Source organism: Mesorhizobium sp. C264A (assembly GCF_040324515.1).
Lineage (GTDB): Bacteria > Pseudomonadota > Alphaproteobacteria > Rhizobiales > Rhizobiaceae > Mesorhizobium.
This window is the reverse complement of record NZ_JAMYVY010000001.1, coordinates 359,525-377,923: the sequence shown is the minus strand read 5'-3', so window position 1 is coordinate 377,923 and position 18,399 is coordinate 359,525. Positions and strand designations below refer to the sequence as shown.

The window sequence follows — 18,399 nt, the reverse complement described above, 5'->3', positions numbered from 1 at the left end:
TGATTTAATGGTGACGCCACGGAGGACGAATTCATGTTGACCATCAAGGAACGCGCCGGAATCTACAGCGAGCAGATTCGTAGTTTCTTGGTTTCAAATTTCTACGTCAGCGACGTCAAGGCATTGCTGGATGACGCATCCTTGCTCGATCAAGGCATTGTCGACTCGACGGGTGTGCTTGAGATTATCGGCTTCATCGAGGAGACCTTTGGCATTACCGTCGAGGATAGCGAACTTCTGCCTGAAAACCTCGATTCCATCCAGGGGATCGAGCAATACATCATCCGCAAAATGAACTGATGGGTAAGCGTTACGCCCAGAGCAGCCCGTATTTGGTCTGACTGTCGCAGGATTCATGCCTGCGACTTGACTTGCCCCAGAACCACCCGGCCCTCGCCCGCTTCGTTCGAGACCGAACGGATGTTCTCGAATGCCTTGCTGCGTTCCAGCAGACCCGCTACCTGTCGGTCTTGGCCAAGCCCGACCTCGAAGAGCAGGATGCCGCCACGCCGCAGGTATCGCGGTGCGTCTTTCAGTACGCGCATATGAATGCTCAGGCCGTAAGGGCCGGCTGCGAACGCCTCGCGCGGCTCAAGCTCGATCAGATGGGCGCGGTCGCCCTCGAGCCGCTTTTCAGAAATGTAAGGCGGATTGCAGACGATTACGTCGATAGTTCCGTCTAGCCCAAGGCCGATGAGAGAGTCGAACAAGTCGCCCTGAAGCACCGAAAGACGCTCAGCCATGCCGTGATGTGAGGTGTTGCGGCGTGCCGTTTCGACGCATTCATCGGTGAGATCGCTTGCCCAGACAAGGGCGCTGGGCACATGGTAGGCGATCGCGCACGCCAGATTCCCAGTGCCGCAGCACATATCAACTATGCGCGGAGCCGGCAGGTTCATCTGATGCAACACACCAAGCGCGGTCTTGCCGAGCAACTCGGTCTCAGGTCTGGGGACGAGCGCACCGGGCGAAACCAGCAGTTCAAGTCCCATGAACATGGCGCGGCCGGCGCCATAGGCATCAGCTACACTGAACTCTTTGCTCATGGCCGACCCCATCGCTTGATCTCCCCAGTATAGATCTGCGGCGCTCATGCGCCAGCCAAACCTGCTCCGAAATCATGAATTCTCAAGCCTTTCCTTCGAAAAACTGCAGGCACAAACTCGGTGCATCGCACTTCTGACGCTCATTGACCGATTGCAATCTCAGGTCGCCCAAGATGGAGAGAGAGGTGCTGCTCATGCTTTGAAGAGCCAATGGCGCGGTACGGCGGCTTTTAGATTTTGTGGATCGTGGAGAGGGGTAAACGCCTATCCAACTCTGATGGAGCGGAGGCGCGGACGGCAGCTCCATTGACGCGCTAATCTTCGGCTCCGGTAATTCAGCAAGTGGTCGGTGGAAGCGCCTCCGCTCCAGCATCAGCCTCACCTTGCTGCATGGAGAGGTTACCTATAGGTTTGCGGACATGTCGAAACAACTACCCGAAGGTCTCGGATCGACATCTCATTTCCGGTCAATCGCAGAGAGGGGCCGTGAGCGAAAGCGTGAGTGTTCTGATTGTTGAGGATCAATGGCTAGTCGCGCAGGACACTGCCGCGCGGCTGCGTCGCGCCGGTTATCAGGTGGTCGGACCTGTGCCGTCGGTATCCGCCGCTCTGCGTCTTGTCGAATCGGACAAGATTGACGTGGCGTTGCTAGACATCCAGCTGAACGGTGAAACGGGGCTGCCGGTGGCGAGGATATTGCAGGCGCGAGGCATCCCCTTTGCCTTCTTGTCGGGATTTGGCCCCGCCGACGTTCCCGCGGCTTTCCGCGACTGCAGATTCCTGCCGAAGCCGGCAACCGATGCTGTCATCCTTGCTGCTGTCAGCGAGTTGGCGTCCCTGCGCACAGCTTCGCGCTGACATTCGCTCCGCCGCATTATTACCGGAGTTGCGCCCTGGCGACCTGGTAGGCCGGACGAGGTCAGTCTCACAAAGGGCAACATTGGCGCTTTGGCCATGAGGACGGCGGACTACGACCGGCGAGGACGGAAATTCAGCGTTCAAAAAGCATCCGCCGGGGTTCCACTTCTCGGCCTGTTGGCGGCGATTTGGACTTAGGTCCGATCCCGGTCGCCAGAGGTCGGATTGCGGAACATCTGCCAAGGACCCACGTTCGGGGTTTGAGCACGGAGGTGCCGGCCGATCTCGAAGCGCAAGTTTCACGGGCAACTGTTGGGGAGTGTCGTAGTGCCGATTTCAAACGATATGGGGGACGAGTACCTGGAACTGGAATGTCCAAACTGTTCTCATGTCATCATAAAAAAGGGATCGTGGTTGAAGGTGATATCCAACTTCAACTGCACCCAATGCCATGCAAAAATCAGAATTGGTTATATGACCAAGCTCGCGCTTTTCGAGAAAAAAAGGCAAAGCATGAACCCGGCTGCGCAGTGAGCGTCCTGGCGGCCCGACAGTCGTTTGGGGTGGTGCGTTGAACCGTCGGGCCTGACCGGCCCGATGGCGGGGGAGCCAGGCCGGCTGGGTGAATCGTATACATTAGATCATGCTTATCAAGCCCAAATCCGGGCGCGACATCGCCTGGTGGAGCAACGGTGAACCCCGCGCCCGTATACGCGCTAGCAGGAACGTCGGCGGTCAACATGCCGCTCATTCGTAGAGAGTGCGAACAGCTTCATCAAACAGCTCCACCTCGGCTTCAACCTTTTCAGCCGCTTTATCGACCTTCTCGAAACGCTTCAGCATTCGATTGTGGAGCATGGACAAGCGTGCGGCATGGTAGACCACGCTGCGCTTGTAACCTTCAGAGTCGAGTGGTTCGAACAACATTGTCATGGCAGAAATCCTCAATGTTTTTCGCCCTGCAATCCTTCCCTAGTAAACCGCCAATTAACTCTTTCGTTCCGCTGGTGATGCGAAGGCGCCCGAATGAATAACTCGTTGCGCTGTCTCCAGACTGCACGAGCGTGATTCGTCTGTCTGCGGTTGGGCCTCAAGGCTTGCGCTTGCCTCGCCTGTTCGGCTCATGCTGCGTCAGTCACGACATGGACGGCCAGCTTCAGTTCAATCGCTTTGGGCGTGAGTTGAATACCGGCGCTGCCAAGAATTGCCGAATGATCATCCTGCTGTGGTGGGACCGCCGAACCCGTCAGGAGCGACGAACCGAGCCGGCTTGGATAGTCGCCCCACCGCAAGGACGCGAGCGGATCGAAGATCACGTCGGCAGGTGCTCTGCCCTCTCTGGGAAGCCGGCGCCGCGCGCACTTACTGAAAAAACCCAAACAGAATAAGAGCGAGAAAGGCAAACAGCAGCGCTGCAGCCGCTAGCAACACACCTTTGTTGGAGCCCCGCCGAGGTTGAGGGTCAGGCACGAGTTTTTTCCGGTTTGGGAGTTCATTCATTGGACATTAATTTGCGGCTGCAAATTAGGTTCCGCTCATGCAACGTCGCGAACTGGTCCACGGCCTGTGCGGCCAGCCCAGGACCGTTGGATCCAAAAGCTTGCCGTCGGCAAAATCGCTGTCGCTGCGATAGACGGCGCTCGGCACCCTCAGCGCCGAATAGAAGCCGAACGGCGGGCGAAGCTGGTGTTCGACCACCAGCGCGTGGCGCTGGCCGCCTCCCGTCGCGCCGATCAGGACTGGGCGATCGACGAGTGCCAGCGGATCGATGAGGTCGAACAGGCCAGCATAGGAACCATTATAGACCGGCGTCGTCACGATCAGCGCGTCGGCTTGTTCGACCGCGGCCATCACATCCAGCGCCTCCGGCGTCAATTCCTTTCGGGTGAACGCAGCACCCAGACCGCGGCTGGCATCGACGAGATCGAGGAAATTCACTGTGACCGACAGTTTTTCGCGCAGTGCCTCACCCAGGTGATGCGCCAGCCTCCGTGATTTCGACGGCCTATGGGTGTTGCCTGACAACACGACGATGTTCTGGCGCAGCCGTTCGACATGGAAATTCGTGGTCTCTCTCTCTGTGCGAAATGATTGGAGACTCTGACGGGGCCGCCGGCCCCGCCAGTCCACAGCTGACCGTCAGGCGGCGCGCAGAGGCCGCGTCAGCGGGATCGGTGCGGCCGGCTCGGAACGCGGCACACGGCCTTCGACCGGATGGCTCGGATCGTTGAACCCATGCGTCGAGGCATGGCCGGCGGTGACGAGGCGGTCGACAAAGGCCTCGTCCTCGGCGGTCAGCCTGAAGTCCAGCGCCTTGGCGTAGCTGTCCCACTGTTCCTCAGTGCGCGGACCGGCGATCGCCGCCGTGATCAGCCGGTTGTTGAGCACCCAGGCCAGCGCGAAATCGGCGGCCGAGACACCGCGCGACTTTGCGTGCGCCGCGATCTGCCTGGCGATCTCGATCGATTCCGGGCGCCACTCGGTCTCGGCGATACGCTTGTCGCCACGCCCGGCCCTAGTGTCGGCGGCTGGCGCCTGGTTGGGCTCGTATTTGCCGGTCAGCACGCCGCGCGCCAGCGGGCTGTAGGAGACGACACCAAGACCAAAATAGGCTGCCGCCGGCAGTTGCTCGGCCTCGGCGGTGCGGTTGACGATGTTGTAGAGCGGCTGGCTGGCCACCGGCCGGTCGATGCCGAGTTCATCGGCGAGATGCGCGACTTCGGCGATGCGCCAGCCACGGAAGTTCGACACGCCGAAATAGCGCAGCTTGCCCTGGCGGATCAGGTCGGCGATGGCCCGCACCGGCTCCTCCAGCGGCGCATCGAAGACGGCGCGGTGGAAATAGAACAGGTCGATGTAGTCTGTTCCCAGGCGCCGCAGACTGTTCTCGACGGTCTGGATCACCCATTTGCGTGAATGGCCGCCGAGATTGGGACCCTTGTCATGCGAGTTGACGAATTTGGTCGCCACCACCCAATGATCGCGCGTCGCCTTGATGCCGCGGCCAACAACTTCCTCGGACTTGCCATTGTGGTAGACGTCGGCGGTGTCAATGAAATTGACGCCTTGCTCGCGCGCCTTGTCGATGATGCGGTGCGCGACCGTCTCCTCGGTCGGCCCGCCGAACATCATGGTGCCAAGGCTGAGCGGGGAAACCTTCAGGGCGCTGCGGCCGAGATAGCGGTAATCGGACATTGTTTTGCTCCGTTGAACTTTCAGTTGAGGGTTGGTTCGGCGTAGTGGCAAGCGACGTGATGCCCCGCCGCGATCGCCCGGAATGCAGGCTCCTGCGAACGGCAGAGATCCGTCGCCAGCGGGCAGCGCGTGTGGAAACGGCAACCGCTGGGGATGTTCTGCGGGCTCGGCAGATCGCCATGGATCGGCGCTGCCTGGCGCCGGCGCGCCGGGTCCGGCACGGCGTCCATCAGTGCGCGCGTGTAGGGATGTTTTGGCGAGGTCCACAGCGTCGCATTGTCGGCGCTTTCGACGATGCGTCCGAGATACATGACCAGCACCCGGTCAGCGAAATAGCGGACCACCGACAGATCATGCGAGATGAACAGGTAGGACAGGCCGAGCTGCCGTTTCATGTCGACCAGCAGGTTGAGGATCTGGGCCTGGATCGAAAGGTCGAGTGCCGACACCGGCTCGTCGCAGACGACCAGTTCCGGATTGAGGATCAGTGCCCGGGCGATGCCGATGCGCTGGCGCTGACCACCGGAAAATTCATGCGGGTAGCGGCCAAGCGAATCCTTGGGCAGACCGACGCGCTCGATGATATCCTCTACAATCTTGCGCCGCTCGGCCTTGTTGCCGATGCTATGGACTTTCAGCGGCGCGGTCAGGATGTCGCCAATTGTGTGGCGCGGGTTGAGCGACGCGAACGGATCCTGGAAAATCATCTGGATGTTGCGGCGCGCCGCCTTCAGCCGGCGGGCGTCGAGAACGGTGATGTCGGTGCCGTTGAACTCGATCTTGCCGCTGGTCGGATCGACCAGCCGCATGATCGTCTTGCCGAGGGTCGATTTTCCGCAGCCGCTTTCGCCGACGAGGCCAACCGTTTCGCCGCGTCCGACCTCGAGCGAGACGCCGTCGACGGCGCGCAACGCACCACCCTGAGCATGGAAATGCGTGGAGAGGTCAGAGACCGAGAGCAGCGCCATGCGCAACCTCCGGAATGAAGCTGTAGGGGCAGGCGACGAGGCGATCCTCGCTCACCTCGACGAGGTCGGGCACGAAATGGGCGCAGCTATCGCGCGCCACCGCGCAGCGCGGCCGGAACGGGCAGCCTTTCTCGCCAGCGGCCGAGACGATGCTGCCGGGTATCTCCGTCAGCCTGGCGTCGCGGTAGTGCAGATTGATCTTCAGCCTTGGCGAAGCGGCCAGCAGGCCGCGCGTATAGGGATGGAGCGGAGTTCTGAACAGCGCGCCGGGCAGCGCCTGTTCAACCTTGCGTCCTGCATACATGACGACGACCTTGTCGGCCCACTGCGCGACGACGCCGAGATCGTGGGTGATGAGCACGACAGCCATCGACAGTTCGCGGCGCAGCGTATCGAGCAGGTCGAGCACCTGCGCCTGGATGGTCACATCCAGCGCCGTCGTAGGTTCGTCGGCAATCAGCAGGCGCGGACGGCAGGCAACGGCAATGGCAATCATGACTCGCTGGCGCATGCCACCGGAAAGCTGGTGGGGATAGTCGTCGATGCGCCGCTGCGGATCGGGAATACGCACCAGATTGAGAAGCTCGATGGCACGGTTCCGCGCTGCCTTGCCGCGTATGCCTTCGTGCAGCGTCAGTACCTCGGTGATCTGCCGGCCGATGGTCAGCACCGGGTTGAGCGACGTCATCGGCTCCTGGAAGATCATGGCGATCTCGCGCCCGCGCAGGTTCCGCATCGCCTTCTGGTCTAGACCGAGCAGATCCCTGCCGGCGAACTCGATCCTTCCATTGGGGATCTTCGCCGAGCGCGGCAGAAGCTGCATCAGGGCAAGTGCTGTCAGCGATTTGCCGGAGCCCGATTCGCCGACGATCGCCAGCGTCTCGCCTTCGCCGACCTCGAAACTCAGCCGGCTGACCGGCTCGGTGCTCGGGAAGCGAACCGTCAGATTGTCGACCTTGAGCAAAGCAGCGGCCATCTCTAGCGCTCCTGCGAGAAGCGCGGGTTGAGCGCGTCGTTGAGGCCGTCGCCGATCAGGTTCAGCGCCAGCACGGTGAAGACGATCGCAAGCCCCGGCAGTGCTGTCAGATACCAGGCGGTGCGGATCAACTCCCTGCCCGCTCCTATCATCGAACCCCAACTGACGACATTGGGATCGCCGAGGCCCATGAAGGACAGCGCCGATTCCATCAGGATTGCGGTTGCCACCATCACCGACGAGGTCACGATCAAAGGCGGCAGCGCGTTTGGCAATATCTCCCGAAAGATGATGCGGGCATGGCCATAGCCGAGGCTGCGCGCGGCCATGACGAAATCCTTTTCGCGAATGGCGCGGAATTCGGCGCGGGTCAGCCGCGCCACCGTCGGCCAGGTGATGACGGCGATCGCCACCGTCACGACAAGCGCCGTCGGTTGCGCGATCGCCACCATGACGACCAGAAGCACGAAGCTCGGTATGGTCTGAAAGATCTCGATCAGGCGCACCAGCACGTCATCGATCCAGCCGCCGAAATAGCCGGCGGTGGCGCCGACAAGGATGCCGAAGCTCAGGCCAAGTGCTGTCGCCACCAGGCCGACGAACAGTGAAATCCGCGCACCGTGCAGAATGCCGGAAAGCACGTCGCGGCCCATGGAATCGGTGCCCAGCGGAAAGCCAGGATTCTGCCCCGGCCAAAGGAAGGGCCGCGCCACCATCGACAGCGGATCGGCCGGATAAACGACGGGCGCCAGCAATGCTGCGAGCACGACCAGCGACAGGAACACCACGCCGAACATGGCGTTGGGATTGCGCAGGAAAATCCTCAGCGCCCGGCCGCCGGCTGCAATCGGTACCGACGCCGCAGAGGCGGAGCGCGCGTCGGGCGCGTGAAGATTGCTCCAGCTCTTCGCCTCGGGTTCAGCCGGTGCCGCAGGCTCGCGAGCCTCGGCATAGGCGCGGCGGGAGCGGGCGTCGCCCGTGACGAAATCGGTGGAAGCCATTCAGCGCACTCCGATGCGGGGATCGAGCCAGGCGTGCAGCAGATCGACCGTCGCATTGGCGACGATGACCAGCAGCGACGACAGCAGCAGGATGCCGAGCAGCACCGTGAAATCGCGGCCCATGACCGCCTCGAAGGCGAGGCGCCCGAGGCCGGGCCAGGAATAGACGGTCTCGACAACCACGGCGCCGCCAAGCATGCCGCCGACATGCATGCCGGCCATGGTGGTGATGGGGATCAGCGCGTTGCGCAGGACATGGCGGATGGTGATGATGGTCGGCGACAGGCCCTTGGCGGCGGCGGTTCGCACGTAGTCCTGCGACTGGACTTCCAGCATCGCCGCCCGCGTCAGCCGCGCATAGATCGCCACGTAGAACAGCGCCAGCGACAGCGCCGGCAAGATCATGTAGCGCACCTTGTCCCACACGCCGGCAAGGCCGGTCAGGTTGCTGCCTATGGTTCCCGAACCGCCGCTCGGCAGCCAGCCGAGCTTGACCGAGAACAGCACGATCAGCATCAACCCGATCCAGAAGCCCGGGATCGAATAGAACAGCAGCGAAACGACCGAAAGCAGACGATCCGGCAGGCGTCCCGAAAACACCGCCATCAACGATCCGAGGACGAGACCGAGTGCGATGGCGATGCTCAGCGCCACCGCCATCAGCAACAGTGTGCCCGGCAGCCGCTGGCCGATCAGGTCGGCGACCGGCATGCCGTAGCGCGGCGAAAAGCCGAGGCTGAAATGCGCCAGGTTGTAGAGATAGTTGAACAGCTGGACGAGCAGCGGATTGTCGAGCCCGAAGCGCTCGCGCAGCGCAGCCATGGTTTCCACCGTGGCCGAACCGGCCTCGCCGGCCATGACGTCGGCAGCATCGCCCGGCGCAAGCTGCAGCAGGAAGAAGTTCAGGATGACGATGCCCAGAACGGTTGGCACCGCCTGGATGGCCGTGCGCCGGAAGGTTCTGCCAATGCGCGTCAGGGTCGACATCGTTTTCGCTATCCCGGCTGTGGCTGACGATGCGGGTTTGCTGTTTCCCGGAAGTTCCGTGCTTTTTAGTTGACAAGATTTATAGACATTGTCAAACCTGATTTAAGAAATTTTGTTCTGCAAATGGCAGCATTGCAGAATAGAATTTCATTTCATGCTACAAAAATAGCCATTTGAAGTATGAAATCTTACGTGCGGGAGCGGATCGGCCAAATCTTTTCACAAACGGCCCCGCTCTTGGAACGACGGATTTTTCACCCGGCGGCCGACAACCGGTCGATCGGGGTCGGCAGCAAAAAAGGACCAGGGCGCGATGTCTCATTTCCTCATTCCGAACCGCCGCAGGTTCCTCGGCCTTTCGGCGACAGTGCTCGGAGCCACCCTGTTGCCCGCATCGCGCAGTGCCTACGCAGCCGAGCCGAAACAGGGTGGGACGGCGACGCTGCTGCTCTCGGCCGACCCGCCGGTGCTGACGACGATCGCCCACACCGCATTCAATTCGGTCTACGTCTCGGCAAAGACCACCGAGGGCCTGCTGACCTATGATTTCGATCTCACGCCGCGGCCATCGCTGGCCAGGCAGTGGTCGGTCAGCGACGATGGCCTGCAATACACATTCAAGCTGCGCGAAGGCGTGAAGTGGCATGACGGCCAGCCATTCACCGCTGCCGACGTCGCCTATTCGATCGCCACGATCAAGGAGGTTCATCCGCGCGGCCGCAACACCTTCCTCAACCTTGTCGAAATCCAGACGCCGGATCCGCTGACCGTGACGCTGGTTCTGTCGAAGCCGGCACCTTACCTGATCACGGCGCTGGCCGCGGCCGAAACGCCGATCGTGCCGAAGCATCTTTATGACGGCAGCAAGGCCGCCGAGAATCCGGTCAACACGGCTCCGATCGGCACCGGCCCATTCGTCTTCAAGGAATGGGTCCGTGGCAGCCACATCGTCTACGAACGCAACCCCGGCTATTGGGATGCACCGCGCCCCTATCTCGACCGGCTGATCGTGCGTTTCATTCCGGACGCCTCGGGACGCGCACTGGCGCTCGAGACCGGCGAGATCGACCTGGCGCCGGCAACGCCGATCCCGTACAGCGATTTGCAGCGCTTCGAAACGCTGCCGCATATCGGCTTCGAGAAGCAGGGTTACCAGTATTCCAACGGCATCAGCCGGGTCGAGTTCAACCTGGAGAAACCCTATTTCCAGGATGTTCGCGTCCGCCGCGCCTTCGCCCATGTCATCGACCGCGACATCATCCGCGACACCATCAACTACGGCTATGGCGCGACCATTCCGGGCCCGATCAATCCCAATCTGAAGAAGTGGTTCGTCGCCGACCTGAAGACCTATCCGGTCGACATTGCTGCCGCTGAGAAACTGCTCGACCAGGCAGGCTTGCCGCGCGACGCCGACGGCGTCCGGCTCAAGCTTGTCCACGATTATGTTCCGAGCGGTGAGACCTACAAGCGTGGCGCTGAATACATCAAGCAGGCGCTGTCCGCGGTCGGGATCGCGGTCACCGTGCGCAGCCAGGATTTCGCCACCTACACCAAGCGCATCTACACCGACCGTGATTTCGACTTCACCTTTAACGGCATGAGCAATCTGTTCGACCCGACGGTCGGCGTGCAGCGCCTCTACTGGTCGAAGAATTTCAAGCCGGGCGTGCCGTTCTCGAATGGCTCGAAATACAGCAACCCCAAGGTCGATGAACTTCTTGAAGCGGCCGCTGTCGAGGTCGACCACGAAAAGCGCTTCGAGCAATGGGCCGCGATCCAGCAGATCCTGGTCGAGGACCTGCCCGACATCGGCATCGTCAGCCAGCCGGAAATCACCCTCTACAACAAGCGCATCGCCGACCACACGGTAGGCGCCGAGGGCAATGCCGGCTCCCTCGCAACAGCCCACATCGTCGCCTGATCCGCCAAACCCGTGCGCGGTCTTCACGCACGGGTTCCCTGCCTCCATCCGAGAAAGTTCGCCATGACGCTCGCCCATAAGCCTGGTTCCATCGTCGGCACGCCCTTCTTCAGGGCGCCCACCGATTATCCCGACAGCCCGCTGTCGAAAGCGCTTCAGCAGCCGGTGCTGCTCGGGCTGTTCCTGCCGATCCAGGCCGGTGGTTGGACCAACTCGACCCTGGAGCGTTCGACCGACTGGCGCTTCGACTACAATCGCGACCTGACGCTCAGGGCGGAAGAGCTTGGCTTCGACCTTGTCTTTGCCCTCAGCCAATGGCTGCCCAAGGGTGGTTATGGCGGTGTCTTCAACGGCCAGGCGCTTGACAGTTTCGTGTCCATCGCAGCCATGGCCGCGATCACCAAGAGGATCATGCTGATCTCGACCATGCATGTTCTCTACGGCCCGTGGCATCCGCTGCATCTGGCGAAATTCGGCGCTACTCTCGACCACATCTCCGGCGGCCGCTGGGGCATCAATGTGGTCACCGGCCATCGCGCCGTCGAACACGAGATGTTCGGCTGGAACCGCATCGAGCATGACCGCCGCTACGAACTCGCCGCCGAGTTTGTCGAAGTGCTGCAGCGGCTGTGGCAGGACGACGAGAATTTCTCCTTCTCCGGAGAATCGAGCTGGAAGCTCAACGGCGGCTTTGTCACGCCGAAGCCGAATTACGGCCGGCCGATCCTGGTCAACGCCACCGGCTCCGACGCCGGCATTTCCTTTGCCGGCCGTTACTCCGACATCGTCTTCGTCACCAGCTCGGCCGGCTCAGACATAGCCAGCGCGCTGGAGGCGCTGCCGGCGCATACCAAGAAGGTAAAGGACGCGGCCCTCGGTGTCGGCCGCACCGTGCGCACGCTGCTCAACCCGCTGGTCATCAGCCGTCCGACCGAGAAGGAAGCCTGGGCGGTCGCCGACCAGATCGTCGCCCATGCCGACAGCCGCACGCCGAAAGGCTTCCAGACCTTCAACAGCGACGCCCAGGCCTGGAAAGGTCGAGAAGGCCGTGACGATCCCTACGCCAAGGTCGGCGGCAACATCTATCTCATCGGCACGCCCGAGCAGATCGTCGACCAGTTCGTCAAGCTCAAGGACGCCGGCATCGACGGACTGCAACTGTCCTTCTTCGACTTCAAGCCGGATCTCGAATTCTTCGGCGAGAACATCCTGCCGCTGATGAAGCAGGCCGGCCTGCGCAACGTCTGAGGAGCAATCATGACCACGACTGCGATCTCCGAAATCTGGTACACACGCTGCCCGGTGCCGACGCCTGTCGGACTTGCGGCACAACTCGGGCTTCTCGACGAAACCTTCCGCAAGGAAGGGATCGAATTGAAGTCGATCATCGACTCGCCCAACCGCGATATCCGCCAAAGCCATTTCAACCACACGCTCGACTGGTCGTTCCGCCACGGCGGCAACGTGCCGCCGATCCGTGCCCGTTCCGAAGGGCGCAAGACGCGTCTCGTAGGCATCACCTGGACCGACGAGTTCCAGGCCATCATCGCCTTGCCCGGCTCCGGCATCAAAACGACCAGAGACCTGAAAGGCCGCCGCTTCGGCATCGCCCGGCGTCCCGAAGGCATCGTCGACTTCATGCGGGCGACGGCGCTGAAGGGCCTGGTATCGGCGCTGTCGCTCGAGGGCCTCAGCCATGCCGACGTCGAGATCGTCGACATCGCGCTGACCGACAGTGTGCTCGACAGCCAGGAAGGGCCATCGTTGTTCGGCCTCAAGCGCAAGCAGGCCTATGGCGAGGAGGCAGCAGCCCTGATCCGTGGCGACGTCGACGCCATCTATGTCAAGGGCACGGCCGGCATCAATGTCGCCAATCTGATCGGCGCCATCCAGGTCGCCGAATTCGGCTTCCACCCGGAGCCCAATATCCGCATCAATTCCGGTTCGCCGCGCGTGCTGACCGTCGACGATTTGCTGGCAAAAGAACGCCCCGAACTGATCGCTCGGCTGATCGAGACGATCCTGCGCGCCAGCGCCTGGGCCGAGGCGCATCCCGACGAGACGCGGCGCTTCGTTGCCCGCGAATCCGGCGCCACCGAAGAGCAGGTGCTGGCGGCCAACGGTCCGGATGTCCACAAACATCTCGGCCTCGGGCTGCAGCCCGAGCTCATCGCGGCGGTTTCCCACTACAAGGATTTCCTGTGCGACTGGGGTTTTCTCGCCAGCGATTTCGACGTCGAGAAATGGGTCGATCGCCGGCCGCTCGATCTGGTGACCATTCGCGCCGCCGCCTGAGAGGAAGCCAGCTTCATGACCTCGACCATTCCCGAGTTTCCACAACTCCTCGACACGGCAGCCGGCCTTGCCAACGACTTCGCGCTGACCGCCGCGCATCACGACGCGACCGGGGATTTTCCGTTCGCCAATTTCGACCGGCTTCACCAGGCCGGGCTGCTTGGCCTGGTGACGGCGCGCGAGCATGGGGGCCTCGGTGGCGGGCTGGTGGAAGCCCAGGCAGTGATCGCCGAGATCGGCCGTGGCGAGCCGTCGACGGCGCTGGTGCTGGCCATGCATTACAACAGCCAGTACGCGCTGCGGAAATCCGGCAAATGGCCGCGCCATCTGGTGCAGCGGATTGTCGAGGCCGGCCGCCTCGGCCCTGCTTTGATCAACGCCGCGCAGGCCGAGCCGGGGATCGGCTCGCCCGCTCATGGCAAGCCGCCCGAAACCATTGCCCGGCGCGACGGCAATGTCTGGCGGATATCCGGCCACAAGAATTACGTCACCGGCATTCCCATTCTGAAATGGGTGAACTTGCTGGCGCTGACCGACGAGCCGCAACCGCGCCTCGCCTCGTTCCTGGTGCCGACCAATGCGCCGGGATTGCGCGTCGAAAAGACATGGAATGCCGCCGGCATGCGGGCCACCGCCAGCGACGATGTCATCCTCGACAATGTCGTGGTGCCTGCCGAAGACATCACCGAGGCGCAGCCGGCGTCTGAACCGCTGAGGCGTGAAGAAGGGCCGACAGCGTTCTTCTTTTCGCTGATCGGCGCTGTCTACCATGGTGCGGCCCACGCGGCCCGTGACCGGCTGGCCTCCTTCGTCACCACGCACGCGCCGGCGAGCCTCGGCGCGCCGCTATCGACGGTGCCGCACATCCAGGCGGGGCTGGGCGACATCGAGGTTCGGCTTGCGACCAGCACGCGGCTGCTGCGTTCGCTCGCCGAAGATGTCGATGCCGGCCGACCGGTCGGCACCGACGGCATGACGGTCAGGCATGTCGTCATCGACAATGCCGTTGCCGTCACCTCGCTGGCGCTGGAGCTTGCCGGCAATCCCGGCCTCAACAGAGACTTCCAGCTCGAGCGCCACCATCGCGATACGCTGACCGCGCGCTCGCATGCACCACAGAACCACATGATCCGCACGATCGCCGCCAAAGCGGCGCTCAGCCGCCACGCTGCCCCTCAGGTAGCCGAGCCGCCGGCTGTTGCTGTCAAACCCAGGCTCAAGGCGGTCGGGTGAGCGGCGTCATGGCATCCGAACATGTCGAAGTCGCCATCGTCGGTGGAGGCCCTGGCGGCCTGACACTGGCGCAGGGCCTGAAGAAGAACGGCATCGGCGTCGCCGTCTTCGAGAAGGATCGCGCCCGCACCGACTATGTCCAGGGTTTCCGCCTGCGCATCCGCCAGCGCGGCATCGATTCGCTGATCGCCAATCTGCCGCCGGAACTCTACGAAGCCTTTGTCGCCACGCTCGGCCAGGCGCCGGACCGCAACATCCTGCTCGACGAGAATTTCGAAACCTTGGGCGAGGATGCCTGGGGTGGCGGCAATGCGCAGGGCGAGGTTGACGACACGCATATCGAAAAGTCGGTGAGCCGCATCACGCTGCGCCAGGTGCTGCTGTCCGGCCTCGACGGTGTCGTGCGCCATGGCAAGGTCTTTTCACGCTACGAGGAGCAGCCGGACGGTTCGGTAACGGCGCATTTCGAGGACGGCTCGACAATCCATGCCGATGTGCTGGTCGGCGCCGACGGCGCCCGCTCGCGCGTGCGCCAGCAGTTGGTGCCGCATGCGCGAAGCTTCGACACCGGCGTCAGGCGCTTGGCCGGCAAGATGACGCTGCATGCCGCAGCCCTTCACCAGATCTCGCCGCTGCTGCTCGACTACAATGCCGGCATCCGGCCGTCGGAAGGTCACGGGCTGATGGTCACCAGCCATCGCGTCAATGTCGAGGCCTATCGTAGATATGGGCTGATCGGGCTGGACGACGACACCCACAAGGACATTGCCGGTTTCCATTTCAACAACACCACCAGCTATGTCTGGTGGAACACCGCATACGAAAAGGGCGAGCTGGCCACGGATGAAATGCTGGCAAAGCTCTCCGGTGCCGACCTGCTCGACCTGCTGGTTTCGAAGATCGGCCACTGGCATCCGGAGATCCTCAACCTCATCCGCCACACCGATCCGTCGACAGTGGCGCTGCTGCATGTCCACAGCTCCGAGCCTGTCGATGCATGGCCGACGAAACGGGTCACGCTGCTTGGCGACGCCATCCACGCCATGACCTATTTCCGCGCGCTCGGCGGCAACACCGCGATCTACGACGCCGGCTTGCTGGTGCCCGAACTCGTGGCCGCCAAACGCGGCGACAAGCCGCTTCTCCAGGCACTGTCGCACTACGAGGCCAGATTGCTGGAGCACGGCGCCAAAGCCGTGCGTTCTTCGCTGACGGCGATGCAGAAGAACGTGCTCTCAGGCCGCCGCCGTCAACAGGAAGCCGCCGAATAGCAGCCCGAAAAATCGCCTGACAGTGCTCCTACCTTACGCCGCTTCCACCAGGCTCGCCGACTGGAAGTCGTGCAAGAGGATGGCGATCTCGAAGCCGCGCCGCTGCAGCCAGTGCGCCGTCGTCGCCGCGCGGACGCCAAGCAGATCGTCGATCAGCACGATGCGGGCGCCGCGCACGGCGATGGTGCGATAGGCGACCCCGAGCAACTGCCCACCCTCCGACGTGGTCGACCCCGGAATATGCGCTTCGGCGAACTCTTCCGGCGTACGCACGTCAAGCAGGTAGGTTGTCCGCTTGTCGTCCCTCGCCCAGGCTGCGGCCGTCGCCGCATCGATGCGCGGAAAACCGTCGCCCTCGGCAAGCTTTGCGATGTGCTCCCCGGCGAAACGCTTGGCGTCCTCGCTGGCCGGACCATAGGCAGCGGTCCTGCCGGTTTCCAGCTCGAGGCCGGCCTCGCGCCACGCCTTGGTGCCGTCGTGCAGATAGGCGACCTTGTTGGGCACGCCGGCGTCGATCAGCGTCTGCGCGCCGATGATGGCGCGCGGCAGGCCGGCGCAGGAGACGACCACCTGCGTCTCCGGCGACGGCACCAGGTCGGCGAAGCGCAGCACCAGTTCGGCGCCCGGCACGCTGATGGCGCCCGGCACATGGTCCTTGTCGAACTCCGCCACCGTTCGACTGTCGAGGATCACCACGTCGGCGCCCTGGCCTTTGAGCGCTTCAAGTTCGTCTACGGTGATGACCGGCGTTCCCTTCTCGTCGCGGATCGCCAGCGAAAAATCGACGCCCGGCGTGTCGAAGGTCGGCAAGCCGTCCACGCCGCCTTTCGTCCATTCAGGAATTCCACCGGCCAGTGCGAAAAGCTGGCTGCGACCATGCCCGGACAACCGTTCGACAAGTTGCTCGGCAACGCAGCTGCCGTCATCGGCCAGCACGGTGCGCACCGCTTTGCGCGGGATGAAGCGGTCGATCTCCGCCTCGACCTGATCTGCGGGCAGATTGGTGGCGAACAGCGGCGATGCATATCCGACAGCCGCGCTGTCTCTGATATCCAGCACCGCCAGTTCCTCGCCGTCCGCCAGCCATTGGCGAAACGTTGTCGAGTCGATCGTCGTGTCGCTCATGATGCTTTCCTCTCTTTGCTGTTCGGCGGCGCCACGGACCGGACGCGCAAGGCCGAGATTCTCGCGTAGCGTGCTGCCTTCGTAAGCGGTGCGGAACAGGCCGCGCCGCTGCAGCTCCGGGATGACGAGATCGACGAAATCGGTGAGGCCCGTCGGCAGGATCGGCGGCATGACGTTGAAGCCGTCGGCCGCGCCGCCGGTGAACCACTCTTCCATCATGTCGGCGACATCCTTTGGCGTGCCGACGATCTGGAAATGGCCACGTGCACCGGCAACGGCGAGGTACAATTGCCGGATCGTCAGGTTCCGGCTCGCGGCCAATTCGGAAACGACTTTCAGCCGGCTTTTCACTGCATCGGAACTGCCGAGTTCCGGCAATGGTCCGTCGAGCGGATAACCGGAGAGATCCACGCCGCCGAGCAGTCCGGAAACCAGCGCCACGCCGACCACCGGATCGACCAGGCGCTGGATGGCGTCGAACTTGTCCTCGGCTTCAGCACGTGTCGGCGCGACGACCGGAAAGACACCGGGCATGATCTTCAAGCTGTTGGCGTAGCGGCCAAACGAGCCCAGCCGGCCCTTCAGCTCGCTGTAGAAACCCCGCGCCGATTCGATGGTCGGATGGGCCGTGAAAACCACCTCCGCCGTGCGCGCCGCCAGGTGCTGGCCGGCATCGGACGAACCGGCCTGGACGATGACGGGATGGCCCTGCGGTGGGCGGGCGACGTTGAGCGGTCCTTTGACGCGGAAATGCCTGCCGACATGGTCAAGAGCATGGATGCCGTGCCGGTCGATGGCGATCCCCGAAGCCTTGTCGGCGACGAAGGCATCGTCGTCCCAGCTGTCCCACAGCTTCTGCGCCACGGCGACGAACTCTTCGGCGCGGTCGTAGCGATCGGCATGAACGGGGTGCTGGTCGCGGCTGAAATTGGCGGCCGCGGGCGCATCGGCCGAGGTGACGACATTCCAGCCTGTCCTGCCGCCGCTCAGATGGTCGACCGAGGCAAACAGGCGCGCCAGATGGAAAGGCTCCCAATAGGTGGTCGAAGCGGTCGCGACGAGCCCGATCCTCTGCGTCACCGTCGAGAGCGCCGACAACAACGTCAGCGGCTCGAAATGCACGACATGGCCGGTGCGTTCAAAAGTCTCGATCGGCTGCTCGCCATTGCGCGCGCTGAGGCTGTCGGCAAGAAACACCATGTCGAAGAGGCCGCGCTCTGCGGTGCGCGCGGCGTCCGCGTAGTGCTGAAAACTCAGGCCCGGATTGGCCGGCACATCGGGATGGCGCCAGGCAGCTACATGATGGCCCGGTCCGCGGACGAAAGCGCCAAGCCTTATCTTTCGATCTTCAGTCATCAGCGGCTTTCAGGTTGATCGCAAAAGGGCGTTCCTATCTAGCGCCTGCCAAACCCACTGAGCGAAAGAATGCCTTTCGCCAGCTGGCAATTATTGTTTTTTGACATCGGGTCAAGGGAAAGCACGATGGCCGGCGCGGGAGCGATGGGCTAGAGCCACGCACC

General features: G+C 62.8%; 18 protein-coding genes. 8 read left to right on the top strand and 10 right to left on the bottom strand.

The genetic code is table 11. The annotated features are described in order from the left end of the window. Window positions 1–33: 33 nt before the first annotated feature. Window positions 34–300, top strand: a complete 267-nt coding sequence (locus NKL04_RS01935) for an acyl carrier protein (protein ID WP_023701118.1) — start codon at window positions 34–36, stop codon at window positions 298–300. 53 nt (window positions 301–353) lie between these two features. Here the strand turns inward: NKL04_RS01935 and NKL04_RS01930 are convergent, their stop codons facing one another. Next, entirely contained in the window at window positions 354–1,046 is a 693-nt protein-coding gene (locus NKL04_RS01930) for a N5-glutamine methyltransferase family protein (RefSeq protein WP_023697126.1), read from the bottom strand. A gap of 486 nt (window positions 1,047–1,532) precedes the next feature. Between NKL04_RS01930 and NKL04_RS01925 the strand changes: the two genes are divergently transcribed. Together NKL04_RS01925 and NKL04_RS01920 are read left to right on the top strand one after the other, a co-directional pair. Further along, on the top strand, window positions 1,533–1,904 hold the full coding sequence (locus NKL04_RS01925) for a response regulator (RefSeq protein WP_023670881.1): 372 nt from the start codon (window positions 1,533–1,535) through the stop codon (window positions 1,902–1,904). A 371-nt stretch (window positions 1,905–2,275) separates the two neighbouring features. Next, a complete protein-coding gene (locus NKL04_RS01920; protein ID WP_155921622.1) occupies window positions 2,276–2,479 on the top strand; it encodes a hypothetical protein in 204 nt (67 codons plus the stop codon). Between the two features lie 172 nt (window positions 2,480–2,651). Here NKL04_RS01920 and NKL04_RS01915 read toward each other — a convergent pair whose 3' ends face one another. From NKL04_RS01915 to NKL04_RS01880, 8 genes are all read right to left on the bottom strand, one after another. Then, a complete protein-coding gene (locus NKL04_RS01915; RefSeq protein WP_023697125.1) occupies window positions 2,652–2,837 on the bottom strand; it encodes a hypothetical protein in 186 nt (61 codons plus the stop codon). Window positions 2,838–3,025: 188 nt separating this feature from the next. Then, window positions 3,026–3,220, bottom strand: a complete 195-nt coding sequence (locus tag NKL04_RS01910) for a hypothetical protein (RefSeq protein ID WP_023701119.1) — start codon at window positions 3,218–3,220, stop codon at window positions 3,026–3,028. 208 nt (window positions 3,221–3,428) lie between these two features. Then, a complete protein-coding gene (locus tag NKL04_RS01905; protein WP_280938714.1) occupies window positions 3,429–3,932 on the bottom strand; it encodes an NAD(P)H-dependent oxidoreductase in 504 nt (167 codons plus the stop codon). Between the two features lie 111 nt (window positions 3,933–4,043). Continuing rightward, entirely contained in the window at window positions 4,044–5,099 is a 1,056-nt protein-coding gene (locus NKL04_RS01900) for an aldo/keto reductase (RefSeq protein WP_023670876.1), read from the bottom strand. 20 nt (window positions 5,100–5,119) lie between these two features. Beyond that, entirely contained in the window at window positions 5,120–6,067 is a 948-nt protein-coding gene (locus tag NKL04_RS01895; RefSeq protein WP_023701121.1) for an ABC transporter ATP-binding protein, read from the bottom strand. After that, the gene (locus NKL04_RS01890) at window positions 6,045–7,043 is read right to left on the bottom strand and encodes an ABC transporter ATP-binding protein (RefSeq protein WP_023701122.1); all 999 of its coding nucleotides are present in this window, start codon (window positions 7,041–7,043) and stop codon (window positions 6,045–6,047) included. Before NKL04_RS01890 ends, NKL04_RS01895 begins: the two co-directional genes overlap by 23 nt. Window positions 7,044–7,045: 2 nt before the next feature. Continuing rightward, window positions 7,046–8,044: an ABC transporter permease gene (locus NKL04_RS01885; RefSeq protein WP_023701123.1), complete on the bottom strand. Its 999-nt coding sequence runs from the start codon at window positions 8,042–8,044 to the stop codon at window positions 7,046–7,048. After that, window positions 8,045–9,031 (bottom strand): ABC transporter permease, encoded by a 987-nt coding sequence (locus NKL04_RS01880; protein ID WP_023701124.1) that lies wholly within the window; start codon window positions 9,029–9,031, stop codon window positions 8,045–8,047. 313 nt (window positions 9,032–9,344) lie between these two features. On the opposite strand from NKL04_RS01880, the gene NKL04_RS01875 reads away from it, so the two are divergent. From NKL04_RS01875 to NKL04_RS01855, 5 genes are all read left to right on the top strand, one after another. Further along, the gene (locus NKL04_RS01875) at window positions 9,345–10,955 is read left to right on the top strand and encodes an ABC transporter substrate-binding protein (RefSeq protein ID WP_023701125.1); all 1,611 of its coding nucleotides are present in this window, start codon (window positions 9,345–9,347) and stop codon (window positions 10,953–10,955) included. 63 nt (window positions 10,956–11,018) lie between these two features. Then, the gene (locus NKL04_RS01870; protein WP_023701126.1) at window positions 11,019–12,203 is read left to right on the top strand and encodes an LLM class flavin-dependent oxidoreductase; all 1,185 of its coding nucleotides are present in this window, start codon (window positions 11,019–11,021) and stop codon (window positions 12,201–12,203) included. Between the two features lie 9 nt (window positions 12,204–12,212). Then, window positions 12,213–13,250, top strand: coding sequence for an ABC transporter substrate-binding protein (locus tag NKL04_RS01865; RefSeq protein ID WP_023701127.1), 1,038 nt, complete (start codon window positions 12,213–12,215; stop codon window positions 13,248–13,250). Window positions 13,251–13,265: 15 nt separating this feature from the next. Further along, entirely contained in the window at window positions 13,266–14,483 is a 1,218-nt protein-coding gene (locus tag NKL04_RS01860) for an acyl-CoA dehydrogenase family protein (RefSeq protein WP_023701128.1), read from the top strand. 8 nt (window positions 14,484–14,491) lie between these two features. Continuing rightward, complete coding sequence (locus NKL04_RS01855; protein WP_023701129.1) at window positions 14,492–15,754, top strand: FAD-dependent oxidoreductase; 1,263 nt, start codon at window positions 14,492–14,494, stop codon at window positions 15,752–15,754. A gap of 33 nt (window positions 15,755–15,787) precedes the next feature. On the opposite strand, the gene NKL04_RS01850 is transcribed toward NKL04_RS01855, so the two are convergent. Beyond that, entirely contained in the window at window positions 15,788–18,235 is a 2,448-nt protein-coding gene (locus NKL04_RS01850) for an NtaA/DmoA family FMN-dependent monooxygenase (RefSeq protein ID WP_023701130.1), read from the bottom strand. Between the last annotated feature and the right edge of the window lie 164 nt (window positions 18,236–18,399).